This window comes from Acidiphilium sp. 20-67-58 (assembly GCF_002255515.1).
Classification (GTDB): domain Bacteria; phylum Pseudomonadota; class Alphaproteobacteria; order Acetobacterales; family Acetobacteraceae; genus Acidiphilium.
Genome location: NZ_NCAS01000017.1, coordinates 1 through 12,668 on the forward strand (window position 1 = coordinate 1; position 12,668 = coordinate 12,668).

At 64.6% G+C, this 12,668-nt stretch carries 10 protein-coding genes and 1 tRNA gene; 5 read left to right on the forward strand and 6 right to left on the reverse strand.

Going from position 1 to position 12,668, the window contains the following annotated elements; genetic code table 11:
* The first annotated feature begins 275 nt into the window (after nt 1–275).
* Nucleotides 276–2,228 (forward strand): methyl-accepting chemotaxis protein, encoded by a 1,953-nt coding sequence (locus B7Z76_RS08350; RefSeq protein WP_291343301.1) that lies wholly within the window; start codon nt 276–278, stop codon nt 2,226–2,228.
* A gap of 194 nt (nt 2,229–2,422) precedes the next feature.
* On the opposite strand, the gene B7Z76_RS08355 is transcribed toward B7Z76_RS08350, so the two are convergent.
* On the reverse strand, nt 2,423–2,776 hold the full coding sequence (locus B7Z76_RS08355; protein ID WP_236656489.1) for a cytochrome c: 354 nt from the start codon (nt 2,774–2,776) through the stop codon (nt 2,423–2,425).
* A 606-nt stretch (nt 2,777–3,382) separates the two neighbouring features.
* Between B7Z76_RS08355 and B7Z76_RS08360 the strand changes: the two genes are divergently transcribed.
* Entirely contained in the window at nt 3,383–5,764 is a 2,382-nt protein-coding gene (locus tag B7Z76_RS08360; RefSeq protein ID WP_291343303.1) for a TonB-dependent receptor, read from the forward strand.
* Nucleotides 5,765–5,919: 155 nt separating this feature from the next.
* Here B7Z76_RS08360 and B7Z76_RS08365 read toward each other — a convergent pair whose 3' ends face one another.
* The gene (locus B7Z76_RS08365; RefSeq protein ID WP_291343305.1) at nt 5,920–7,059 is read right to left on the reverse strand and encodes a mechanosensitive ion channel family protein; all 1,140 of its coding nucleotides are present in this window, start codon (nt 7,057–7,059) and stop codon (nt 5,920–5,922) included.
* A gap of 219 nt (nt 7,060–7,278) precedes the next feature.
* Here B7Z76_RS08365 and B7Z76_RS08370 point away from each other — a divergent pair, with 219 nt between their 5' ends.
* Entirely contained in the window at nt 7,279–7,926 is a 648-nt protein-coding gene (locus tag B7Z76_RS08370; protein ID WP_291343307.1) for a hypothetical protein, read from the forward strand.
* Nucleotides 7,927–8,000: 74 nt separating this feature from the next.
* Here B7Z76_RS08370 and arsH read toward each other — a convergent pair whose 3' ends face one another.
* Complete coding sequence (gene arsH, locus B7Z76_RS08375) at nt 8,001–8,744, reverse strand: arsenical resistance protein ArsH (protein ID WP_291343309.1); 744 nt, start codon at nt 8,742–8,744, stop codon at nt 8,001–8,003.
* A gap of 234 nt (nt 8,745–8,978) precedes the next feature.
* On the reverse strand, nt 8,979–10,115 hold the full coding sequence (locus B7Z76_RS08380; protein WP_324483016.1) for an NAD(P)H-binding protein: 1,137 nt from the start codon (nt 10,113–10,115) through the stop codon (nt 8,979–8,981).
* 177 nt (nt 10,116–10,292) lie between these two features.
* On the opposite strand from B7Z76_RS08380, the gene B7Z76_RS08385 reads away from it, so the two are divergent.
* Nucleotides 10,293–10,874, forward strand: coding sequence for a demethoxyubiquinone hydroxylase family protein (locus B7Z76_RS08385; protein WP_291343312.1), 582 nt, complete (start codon nt 10,293–10,295; stop codon nt 10,872–10,874).
* Complete coding sequence (locus B7Z76_RS08390; RefSeq protein WP_291343314.1) at nt 10,874–11,083, forward strand: thiol-disulfide oxidoreductase DCC family protein; 210 nt, start codon at nt 10,874–10,876, stop codon at nt 11,081–11,083. Before B7Z76_RS08385 ends, B7Z76_RS08390 begins: the two co-directional genes overlap by 1 nt.
* Nucleotides 11,084–11,179: 96 nt before the next feature.
* Here B7Z76_RS08390 and B7Z76_RS08395 read toward each other — a convergent pair.
* Both B7Z76_RS08395 and B7Z76_RS08400 read right to left on the reverse strand, forming a co-directional pair.
* A tRNA-Ser gene (locus tag B7Z76_RS08395) sits at nt 11,180–11,269 on the reverse strand.
* Between the two features lie 53 nt (nt 11,270–11,322).
* Entirely contained in the window at nt 11,323–12,666 is a 1,344-nt protein-coding gene (locus tag B7Z76_RS08400) for a DNA recombination protein RmuC (protein WP_291343316.1), read from the reverse strand.
* Nucleotides 12,667–12,668: the final 2 nt, after the last annotated feature.

A 12,668-nucleotide genomic window follows, 5' to 3' on the forward strand; every position in this document is an offset into this window, starting at 1 on the left:
TCGAAGGCGTCAGATTCAACGACGGCGTCGCACAATCCGACGCCACCCAGAGCCGCGCCGCCTGATCACGCCGCGTCACCCAAATTCCGCCATAGCTCCCGGGTTGCCGCAGGAAGGCGCTAATCAATTATAAACATGTTTGTTTCATATAACTTTTCACATCCCGGCGTCGCGGCGGACGGAAGGAGACCACGCAGCATGCCGCAGGCCATCTCTTGAGTAGCGGCCCGAGTCTGCCGGGGGGCGCGGGCCGATGACGACGAATGGAAGATCGCATGCGCTCGCTGTCCATATCCCTCAAATTCAATCTCGTTCTCGCCCTGTTTGCCGTCTTCGCCCTCGCATCCGGCATCTATTCCAGCCTTGCCATCGCCCGGATCGATCGCCACGCCGAAAACATCACCAGAACGCTGGCCCGCGCCGAGACGCTCGAAATCCTCGCCAACCGCGCCATCCAGACCTTCGTGGTCGATCGTGAGTGGCAGGCGCTGGCCACCACGCCGCACGCCTACGCCAGGGCAGGCGAGGGGGCCCGGCAGTCAATGACGTTCTTCAACACCATGCTCGATGACGCGATCAAGGCGTTGCCATCCGAGCGCAAGCCGCTGGCAGACTTCAAGCGCCGCGGCAACGCGCTCGCCCGCGAGAGCTGCGTCGCGGCGCAGCCGCCGGTGAACGGCAATACGGATGTGATCACCGATCCGCCGACCCGCCAGCGCCTGCTGACCGTCTGCCTCCCCACCCTGCCGCCGCTCACGGCGGACATGATCGCCGAGCGCGTCCGGATGGACAGGCTGACCAGCGCCCGCCTCGCCGCGATGTCGCATGAAACCCGGAACACGATCCTCGTCACCCTGATCGGCCTGATCGCCGGCTTCATCCTGGTAATGGCGGTGGCCCAGCTCATCATCCGCCGCGGTGTGACCGGGCCGCTGCGCGCGCTCGGCGGCACCATGATGCGGCTGATGCGGGGCGATCTCGATGTGCAGGTCGAGGTCGAGCGGCGCGACGAAATCGGCGACATGGCGCGCTCCGTCGCGGTGTTCCAGGAGAACGCCCGCAAGACGCTGAGCCTCGAACAGGAAGCCGCCGCGATGCGCGCGCGCGAGGAGGCGGAGCGCGCCCGCAGCGAGGCGGAAAAGGCCGAGGCCGCCGCGCAGCAGATGTTCGTGGTCGGCGAACTCGCCCAGGGCCTCGCCAGCCTGTCGAACGGCGATCTGACCATCCAGCTGACAAAGCCCTTCGCCGGCGTCCACGAGCAGTTGCGGCAGGATTTCAACATGGCGGTCACCCGCCTCGGCGAGACGACGCGCGCGATCGCCGAGGCCGCGCAGAAAATCTCCATGGTCTCGACCGAGATCACCGAGGCGACGGACAATCTGTCCAGCCGCACCGAACAGCAGGCCGCCAGCCTCGAGCAGAGTGCCGCCGCGATCAACGAACTCACCGCAACCCTCAACCGCACCGCGACCAGCAGCGCCGAGGCGCATCAGGTGACCCTGACCGCGCGCGAACGGGCGGAAACCTCGGGAACGGTGATGCGCGAGGCCGTCGTCGCGATGAGCGCGATCGAGGCATCGACCAGGCAGATTTCCGACATTCTCGGCGTCATCGACGAAATCGCCTTCCAGACCAATCTCCTGGCGCTGAACGCCGGGGTCGAGGCGGCGCGCGCGGGCGATGCCGGGCGGGGCTTCGCCGTGGTCGCAACCGAAGTCCGCGCCCTGGCCCAGCGCTCGGCCGATGCGGCGAAGGAGATCAAGACGCTCATCGGCAAGTCGGATCGCGAGGTCACCACCGGGGTGAAACTCGTGAGCAACACCGAGCAGGCAATGCTCGGCATCCTCGCCGAAGTCGGCACGATGAGCGGGCTGATCGCCGAGATCGCGGAAGCGGCGAAGGAGCAGGCCACCGGGCTCGACCAGGTCAACACCGCGGTCGGCCAGATGGACCAGATGACCCAGCAGAACGCGGCCATGGCCGAGCAGACGACCGCCGCGACCCGTGGATTGATGGGAGAAGCCCAGTTCCTCGCCGAGCGGGTCGCCCAGTTCAAGCTGGGCCAGCCAGTCGCGACGTCCGCCCCACCCCGTCCCGCCCCATCTCGTCCCGCAGCGTCCCGTCCCGCAACATCCCGGCCGGCAACCGCGCCCCGCAAGCCTACCGCAGCACCGGCTGCCGCGGCACAATTTGCCGAAACCGACGGACAGGCCTGGGCGGAATTCTGAGGGATCGCCCGCCGGCGCTGCGCCTTCCATCGGCCGAAAACGAAATCCCCTTTCCACCCGCGAGGATGGAAAGGGGAGTGTCGGAAGCTGGAGCACGTTCCGATCCGAAAGGATCGGATGACGCTCCAAGGGCCCGCGTCAGGCCGAACGCCGTGTCACGCCGTCATCGGCGCCGCACGGCACCCGGCCGGGTTTCAGGCGTGCAGGGTCTTGAGATAGGCGATGATATCCAGCGCCTGGGCCTTGCTCAGGCGGCCCTTCCACGCGGGCATGGGCTGATCGAGCCGGTCGCCATCCTCGTCGCGCGCATCGAGAATGGCGCGGACAAGCAGCTTGGTGCTGTGGTGATAGGTGTTTTCAAGCCCGGGGGCGCGCAGGTTTGCCGACACCGCCTTGCCGAAATGCACGCCACCGGCGCCGTTCGCACGATGGCAGCCGCTGCAATGCGCCATGTAAAGGGTCTTGCCGGTGGTGACCGCGCTGGCATGCGCAAGGCCGGTGCCGGCCAGCAGCGAGGCGAAGATCGCGCCAACGATAAAGCGTTTCATGATGTCAGGCTCCTGTGACCTAAGAATAATGCTGGATTGGACGCGGCGAACGGCGAAAGACCGATCATCTGACCTGAAGTTTTCAAACCTGTACGCCAGATGCGCGTGTATCTGCAACGAAACGACCGGTGTCAATCAGGTCGAGGGCCGTTCCCGAACCATCGTTCCGAAGACAAGGTGTGGTCTTTCCGTTCTTGCTGATAAATTGCAGAGGTTACGATTTATTTCATTACTGTGAAATCACCATGACAATTTCTCACCCGCACCCCAGCCCGTCCCGCTTCCCTTGCCGCGCGCGGCAAATCACATTTCTTCAATGTAACAAAAAAATCACCGAAATCCACCAAAGGCGTGATCCTATTTTTCAATTTATTCTGTAAAACAACTTTCACATATGAGTATCCCCGGCGAATTTCGGCTCGAAACCATCCGGAAACCCTCGCTCATCCGCCCGATATTGTCCTTCTGCCCGGGGCGTGACTTCAAACCTTAACGTGACGAAACGTAACCTCCCCTCTAGACGCGGGCCCATCGTTCACCGCTTGGCTGGAACCCGCGACATCGCCCTTGTCGCGCTCCGCGTTTACTCTGGGAGAGAGCCGGATAATGAAATTATCCAACATCGTTTCCGTTAGTTCGACACTGCGCACCGCCTTGCTCGCGGGCGCCAGTGTGTTCGCGCTCATGCCACACGCTCACGCCCAGACCGTCAGTGCCGGACAGGTTTCGGCGACGGCGACCACGAAATATTACACGCATCTTGGCAAATCGAGCGTCAAGCTCACCAAGAAGAAAATCTTCAAATCCGAGCAGTCGCAGGCGGTCGTCAGCCGGCAGGACATCCAGGCCCTCGGCCCGTCGACCAGCTCGGCCGGCGCGCTGTCCGCGGCGCCGGGCGTGCAGATCCGCGGCTATGGCGGCAATTCCGATACCGCCCGCTACCAGATCCAGCTGCGCGGTTCGAAGGTCGGCTGGTCATCGACGAACGGCGACGCCGAGCGCAACGGCCTGACCGTCCTGTTCGACGGCATTCCGATGAACAACACGATTTCCCATAACGGCCAGTGGGACTCCAACGAAATCCCCATCACCCAGCTCTTCAGCGGCATCAACGTCATCTACGGCCCGGGCAACCCGGATACCCGCTGGTTCGACTCGGTCGGCGGCACGATCAACTATGTCCCGGTCCAGCCCACCAAGCGCCCGCACTACCAGGTCGGCATCGCCTATGGCAGCCAGCAGACCGAAAACCTCCATTTCATCTTCGATACCGGCGAATACAATGGCTGGAGCGGCGTCATCGGCGGCGGCTATGCCGGTGCCAAGAGCTACTGGGGCGGAACCTCGGTCGGGCACTATAGCTGGCCCGCCCAGTCGCACGCGATCTATGCAAAGCTGGTCAAGGATTTTTCCAACGGCTCGCTCAGCTTCGCTGTCTATAACGACAACAACGTCGAATACGCGCCGCGCCCGAATTTCATTCCGCTGACCCCGATCCCCGGCGTCACCGTCACCGGCTATTCCGGCTCGCCGCTGTTCAGCCAGCAGACCTCAGGGTTCTACGGCACCGGCACGCCGGATATCTGGTTCAAGCAGCTGCAGGTCCGCGACACCATCCTCTACAGCAAGATGTCGGTCGCGCTGTCGAAGGACATGACCTTCCATAACAATATCTGGTATCGCTGGGGTCATCGCGTCCATTACCGCGTCAACAATTACGGCACCAATTCGCCGCTCGCGGGTGCGGCCTACGCCCCGAACTCGACCAACAGCGAATATTATTACCCGACCACGAATCAATATGGCGATAATCTCTATTTCGATTATCACCTGCCCTATAACGACATCAAGTTCGGCGGCTATGTCATCTACGAGCGGTATTACTCGCCCTACCGCGGCTACAACTATCTCGGCGTTGGCGGATCGACCCAGCAAAATCCGGCGCAAATCCAGAAATTCACTGTCTACACCACCTACGCCAACGCCTTCCTGCAAGACACGATCCACCCGTTCAAAGGGTTCTCGATCACGCCCGGCATCGCCGAGGTGTCCTACCACACCGATTTCCACAACGATCTTCCGATCGGTGGCACCAACCAGATCGGCGCCGGCGATGGCTCCAAGACCTTTGTCCGCGCCGAACCCTCGATCGGGCTGCGCTACGAGGTCACACCCTGGGCCGCGCTCTACGGCAGCATGGCGATCTCCTACCAGAACCCGACCGACAATGCCTTCGGCGCCAACCAGCAAAATCCTGTCAACCTCTCGATCCTGAAGCCGACCCAGGCGCGCGACTACGAAATCGGCCTCAAGCTGTTCAGCGATCACGTGCCCTATTTGCATCACGCGACGCTGAACCTGAACTACTTCAACGATACGCTGACCGACGAAGCGATTTCAATCTATCATACGAACATCGTCAGCTCCTCGCTGGCGGCGGCGAATGCCCGGCTGCAGGGCGTGCAGCTCGATGCCTCGGTCGAGCCGAATTTCCATTGGCGCGGCTTCGTCAATGCAAGCTTCGACAACAACAAGTATCTGCAATACGAGACCGGCGGTGTCGTCTATCACAACGAGCCGATCTCCTATAATCCGAACCTGTTGCTGAATTTCGGCCTGAACTACCGCACCTTCGTGGGCTCGACGCTGGTGACCCTCGGCTTCCTCGATCAATATACGGGTTCGCAGCACTACTTCAACAACAACACCAACAACGTCTCGTCGCGCAAGCTGTCGGGGTTCAATGTCGCCAACCTCTCGATCACGGCGAACATTCCGGTGCCGAAAAGCCTCTCGCGCGGCGTGAAGGTTCTCGAACTCTCCTTCAACATCAACAATCTCTTCGACACCAAGTATAACGACAACGGCTACATCACCGCCGGTGGCTATTTCGGCACCAACTCGCTCGGCACGAATACCGCCAACACGATCCTGGTCCAGCCGGGCGCGCCGCGGCAGTTCATCGCGGGTCTGACCGCGAAGTTCTGAGAGCGCTGTCCGGTCCGGTCGGGTGTTCCAACCCGACCGGCGCTATCGAAATGTTAGAGCACGTTCCGATCCATCCGGATCGGGACGTGCTTTATCCTCTCGATAACCGGCGCATCTTTATCCAGTCAGATGATTTCATCTGATTGGATGATGCTCTACCCCGGCCGCACGCCGCCTGCCGCCATCGCCATGTCCGCAGGTGCTGCCTGCGGCATCGGCCCGGCAAGCCGCACCTCGGAGACCGGCAAGGCAAGCTCCGCCCCGTGCAGCCGCACGATCCGCCCCAGCTCGATCAGCAGCCGCTCCTGGATCGCGAGCGACTCCGCCCACACCACCGTCCGGGTGAAGCACCACACCATGATCTGCAATGCGTGCGTGCCATACTGGTCGAAATACACCATCGCGCCGAGCGACTGGTCGATGTCGGGATGATTGTCGACATGCTGGCGGCACGCCTCGGTGATCGCTTCCAGCCGGTCGAAATCGGCGTAGCGGATCGCGATCGTGGTGCTGATCTGCCGCGCCTGCATCCGCGGCGGCGTCTGCACCACCGATGAATTGAAAATCTGGTTCGGCACGTAATAGGGCCTGGTGTCGAAGCCGCGCAGCGTCGTGGTCCGCCAGCCGATATGCTCGACCGTGCCATACACGTTCTGCGAGGGCAGCACGATCCACTCGCCCACCTTGAACGGCCGGTCGAGATAGACCACCAGCGCGCCGAACAGGTTGGCGGTCACACCCTGCGCGGCGAAGCCGACCGCGATGCCCGCCACCCCGCCAAAGGCGAGCAGGCTGGCGATCGAGAAATTCAGCTCCCGCAGCACCATCATCCCGATCACCGCGACCACGAGAATGCGCGTGATCTTGCCGATCGCATCGACCAGCATCGGGTCCGGGGTCTCGCCGCGCCGCGCCGCGACATGCGCCGGATAGGCGCGCTCGCCCACCGCGACCACGCGCAGCGCCGCCCAGGCGATCGTCAGCAGCATCACCACCTTGAGCACCACCGGCAGGATCGCCAGCAGACCCGTGAGGCGCAGCGGCGTCGCCACCGCGAGGGCGGTGAAATACAGCGCCAGCGCCCAGATCCCGACGACGACCGGCGGCAGCAGGCGGGCGAAGATCGCGGCGCGCATCCGGTGCCCGTGCCGCTCCGACCAGCGCGCGAGGATCCCCAGCGCCGCGCGCGAGGAAGCGGTGCCGCCGATGCCGAGCAGCAGCGCGACCGCCACGCCGATGATGGTCGAAAGATGGGCCATCCAGAACGATGCCGTTCCGGCCACGAGATTCTGCATTTGTGTTCGCTCCTCCGCGGATGGGCCCGGCAGGTGAGCGCCGGGGCGGAGTCCGTGCCGCGCACGGACCTTGGGGCATGAACGGCGGGCGAAGCCCCCGCGCACGCACGATCAGTCGGTGCTCTGGAGGTGGGGGCGGGGAGGGGCGCTGTAAACCCGGCGGCGGCGAATCCGCTTTCGCCTTGCCCACCCAAGGCACTTCATGGTCTTGTTTTGTTCATGACGATCGCCCTTCGCTTCGCCGCCATCATCGATGGTCTACGCCGCGCCGTCGCCGCGCGCGCGGTGAAGGATGCGTTCTTTGTGTTCGACCAGACGATGAAGCCCGCATCGCCGCACCGGCCGCTGGTGGTCCGGCTCTGGACGTGGCTCGGCCGTCTGTCCCGCCGCTTCGCCGCCCTTGCTGCCGGCGCCCCGAAGAAGCGCGCCCCGAAGAAGCGCGCTCAAGCCCCGCAACTTTCCCCCTCTCGCGCAGCCATCTCCAGCACGGCCAACCCCCTGCCGCGCCACCGCGCCTGGCTGCTCGCCCCGGTGCCCGAATCCCGTTGCAGCGCCAGCCAGCTCCGCGCCCTGCTCGACGATCCCGAAGCCCTCGCCCTGATCGGGTCCGATCCGCGCTTCGCCCGGCTGCTCCGCCCGCTCTGCCACATGCTGGGACTCCGCCTGCCGCCCTGTCTCGTCAGGACAGCGCGGCCGCGCCCGGCCCAGCCACCGCCGCACCAGGCGCATGATCCGCGCGTTGCACCCGCCGGCGCTTCGCCCGTCGCATCCCCTGGCACATCGCCCGGCATATCGCCCGGTACATCCTTTGGCATATCCTCGGACGTCCCGCCGCCATGGCTGCATCCGCCGCCGGTGCCCACCTGAAACGCGACACCGCATCGCTCCGCACCCACAGGGTCGCGGAGCCGCCCGCGCTGCCCGCGCGGGTCAATCCCGGCTCAGAGTTTCGCCGTCGTCTCCGCCGGCAGCTGCGCCCGCCGCTCGCTGTAGCGATCCACCAGATACTCGGCCCGGTCGCGCAGCAGCCAGGTGAAGCGCACCAGCTCCTCCATCACATCGACCAGCCGGTCGTAATAGGGCGAGGGCAGCATCCGCCCGTCCGCGTCGAATTGCTCATAGGCCTTGGCGACGCTGGACTGGTTGGGAATGGTGAACATCCGCATCCACCGCCCGAGCAGGCGCAGCGTGTTCACCGCGTTGAAACTCTGCGACCCGCCCGAAACCTGCATCACCGCCAGCACTCGCCCCTGGGTCGGCCGCACCGCGCCGATCTCCAGCGGAATCCAGTCGATCTGGTTCTTCATCACCCCGGTGATCGCGCCATGCATTTCCGGGCTGCACCAGACCTGCGCCTCCGACCACAGCGAGAGCGCGCGCAGCTCCTGCACCTTCGGATGATCGGCCGAAACGCTTTGCGCCACCGGCAGCTCGCGCGGATCGAAAATCCGCGCCTCCGCCCCCATCAGCCCGAGCAGCCGCGCCGCCTCCTCGGTGAGAAATCGCGAATAGGAGCGCTCGCGCAGCGATCCATACAGCAGCAGCACCCGCGGCCGGTGCGTCGCCCGCGCCACCGGCTCCAGCCGCGCCGGATCGGGCATGACAAGACACGCCCGCTCGAGCGCCGGAAACCCGTCACCGCCACCATCCCTGAACCGCTCGTCCTGCTGCATCACCCGCCCCATGTTCCCATCACGACCCCACCGCCAAGCGGCCCGATCCCCTATGACGAAACACCCCAAAGGTCCATGTGCGACCTGCAGCACCGAATCCAGTGGCGGAGGGAAAGTCCGCTCGTTTTGTATAAAATATGTTTTGGAGCATCATCCGATCAGATGGAATCATCTGATCGAATAAAGATGCTCTGTTTATCAACAAGATAGAGCACGACATCCAATCCGGATTGATCGGAACGTGCTCTAGAAGACGGCGTGATCTCCACGTTCCGGCGCGGGCGCTCCAGCTAGAACTGAGCGGTAGAAGTCAAAAAGGGTTTGCGTTCCCGTCGAAGGCGTTGCGGTTGCGTCGTAATCGCCCGTTTTCGGGTCCAATACGAGCATGGATTCAGTGGCGTAATAGCGGCCGATTCGCGCCAGTTCCGCCTTTTGCGCCAGCGACGGCGAGATGCGGCCCAGGGCCCCGAGCCCCCCCGCAATCATGTCGAGGAGGGCCACCGGCACCGATCGAAATTTGGGCGGGCGGCCCAGCAGCGCGAACAGGGCCTCGCCCTGCTGACGCGGTGTGATTGCGTCACCGGGGCCGCCGATCGGCAGGATGCGGTTCCAACGATCTTCCTCCTGGAGGCAGTCAGCAATGTAATCAGCCAGATCGTCATCGCTGATGGGCTTGCAGGCGGTCAGGTTGCCGTTGCCAAAGACCAGGAAGGGTTGCCCGCGCCGCACGCGCTCGATTTGGCCCGACAGCGACTTAAAGAAGGCTGTCGGTCGCACGATGGAATAGCTCAAGCCGGACCCGATCAGCGCCGCTTCGAAGGCAAGCTTGGCTTGCTGAAAGGCGAGGAGCGGCTTTTGTACACAGATGGCGGACAGCAGCACAAAATGGCCGACGCCGGCCTGCCTCGCAGCATTCAGAACGTTGAGGTGAGCGCCATAGTCGATCGCCCAGGCGTCTTTGGGCGCACCCGTGCGCGAGGCCATACAGGATACCAGGGCGTCGAACCGCTCGCCTGCAAATCCGTCGCGAGAAAGCGAAACAGCGTCGGTTGGATCCAGCACCCTTACCGTTGCTCCCTGCAAGGCCCTAGCGATCTCCGCCTGCCCAAGCGATCCGCCAACGCCAGAGCGCGTCCGGACGAAACAGACAACCTCGTGCCCACGCCGCACGAGTGCTGCGGCCGTCGCGCGGCCGATGGTGCCGCTGGCTCCAAGGACACAAACGCGTTTGCGCACCTTCGCGCGAGGTGCGTCTGGCGTAGTCGCGGGTTCGACGGTGCGGGTGAGCCCCAATTCCAGCACGGTTGTCCCTACGCTCTCCGACATGGTCTCATCAACAGCCCGGCTCGCACGTTGCAGCCAATTTTGAGGTTTGTACCACATCGCGCGGTATCGTGATCTGGGCCGCCTTGGTGCTGCTGGCCGAAGCCGGATGGCTTATTCGAAGTCTGGTTCAGCACGTGATCGGAGGGTAGGAAAGCGAGTCCGCAATTTTACGATATCATAGCATTCGTCGGTGTATCCCGGTTGCGAAATTCAATTGCTCCCTAGGTATTACCCATGAGCACCCCCATAGCCGGTCAGACCGTTGCCACTCTCGATTCCGCCACCGTCGCAGGCGTTGCGGACGAAGTACCCGGACTGATCGGCGACCTTCGCTCAGATCATGCGGGGGAGACCGGGGCTGTGGCGATCTACCGGGGGATCCTGGCGATATCCCGCGATCCTGCCGTCCGACATTTCGCGCTGGCGCATCTGGCGACCGAACAGGAGCATCTCGCCCGCCTCGGTGCGTTGCTGCCGCGTGGCCAGCGCAGCATTCTATTGCCAATCTGGCGCGTTGCCGGCTGGCTCACGGGCGCACTGCCCGCGCTGGTCGGGCCGCGGGCGGTCTACGCCACGATCGACGCGGTTGAGACCTTTGTTGACCACCATTACGAGGAACAGGTGCGCAAACTGCCAGATCATGGGCCTGGCGGCGCGCTGCGCGCGCTGCTGGTCGCCTGCCAGGCGGATGAGGTGGAACATCGTGATCAGGCGCGGGCCGCGGCCATAGCCGGCCCCGGCAGGCTGACGCTGGGATGGCAGTGGCTGGTTGGCGCCGGCAGCGCGTTGGCCGTTTTGGCTGCCCGGCGGGTGTAATGACCGCCCGTCCAACCGTTTATTACGATGGCGGCTGTCCGGTTTGTTCGCGGGAGGTCCAGGTCTACAAGGCCCGCGGCGGATCTGCTTCCTTCGTCTGGGTGGATGTGGCGCAGGCGGACGAGGCAGCGCTTGGACCCGGATTGACGCGCGATGCCGCACTGGCGCGCATGCATGTGCGGCGCGCGGATGGGACCATGGTCAATTGAGGGGTATCTCGTGAGACGGATTAGGACGCCGCCACGGAGGAAAGTGATGAGATTTCAGGTGGTTGATACTGATTGAGATCGCGTGAGAAGCGAAACTGGCGGAGGGAGTGGGATTCGAACCCACGGTACGTTTTCACGCACACACGCTTTCCAAGCGTGCGCCTTCGACCGCTCGGCCATCCCTCCGGCGCAGCGGCTTCATAGCCAACAACCGCGCCGGGCTCAAGCGGGGGGTGGCGTTATTCCTCGGCGGTGTCGAGATCGAGCAGGGCAGGGGCTTCGGTGGGGTCGAGCTCGTCGATGTCGCGCAGCTTGCGGCCGACGGCGCGGATGCGGACCTGGGTGCTGTCGATCCCTTTCGAGAGCTGTTCGGCACGTTTCGCCAGCGCCTCGATGCTCTCGCCAAGCTTGCCCCATTCGAGCTTCACCGCCGAGAGGATGCGGCCGATTTCGCCGGCGCGGCGCTCGAGCTGGACGGTGAAATGGCCAACCCGGATCGTGTGCAGCAAGGCGGGCAGCAGGCTCGGGCTCTGGATCAGCACCCGGTGCTCGCGCTGCACCTGTTCGACCAAGCCGGGAATCCGGGCAACCTCGGCGAACAGGCCCTCGCTCGGCAGGTACAGGATCGCGATATCCGTCGTGCGGGGCGGGCGGATGTATTTCTGGGCGATCTTCTTCGCCTCGTCGCGGATGCGGGCGCTGAGCGCCCGCAGCGCCTGGGTTTCGCCGTCGCGGTCGCCCGCCTCGGCGGCGAGCAGCAGGCGGTCGTAATCCTCGGTCGGGAATTTCGCGTCGATCGGTAGCCAGACCGGCTGATCCCCCTCGCGCACCGGCATGCGCAGCGCGAATTCGACCGCCTCGGCGCCGTTAGGATCGGCGCGGAAATTGGCTTCGAACGTGCCGGGCGGCAGCGTGTCGTCCAGCGTCTGGCGGATCTGCGCCTCGCCCCAGCCGCCGCGCGATTTCACGTTGGCGAACAGCCGCTTGAGATCGCCCACCTGGGTGGCGACCGACTGCACCTGGCCGATCGCCTGCTGTACCTGGGCGAATTGCTCGGCCACGCGCTGGAAGCTCTCGCCGATCTTCTGCTCCAGCGCCGATTGCAGCTTCTCGTCCACCGCGGCGCGCATCGCGTCGAGCTTGGCTTCATTGCCGGTGCGGATTTCATCGAGCTTCTGCTCGACGCGGCCGCGCAGCGCCTCCTGCCCCTCGCGCAGGGCGAGCGAGACGCCGCCGAGATCGCGGTTCATCCGATCGGCGAGCAGCGTCTGGCTCTCGGTCAGCCGGGCGATCGCGGCCATGGTCTCGCTGAGCCCCTGGGCGCGGCCGGCCTGCGCCGCCGATTCGGCCTCGGCCAGCTTGCCGGCGAGCAGGAGGGAGAGGTCGCTCATCGCGCCGTGCAGCCGCGCGAGCTGCTCGCCCTGCGCCCGCGCGCCGTCCTGCACGCGGTCGAACGCCTCGCGCAGCCCGGCGCGGGATTGTTCGGCGATCTCGCCGCGCAGGGCGGCGATCTGGCGGGATTGCAGGAGCGCGAGGGCGACGAGGATCGCGGTGCCGATCGCGGCGATGGCGGCGGCGAGCACCG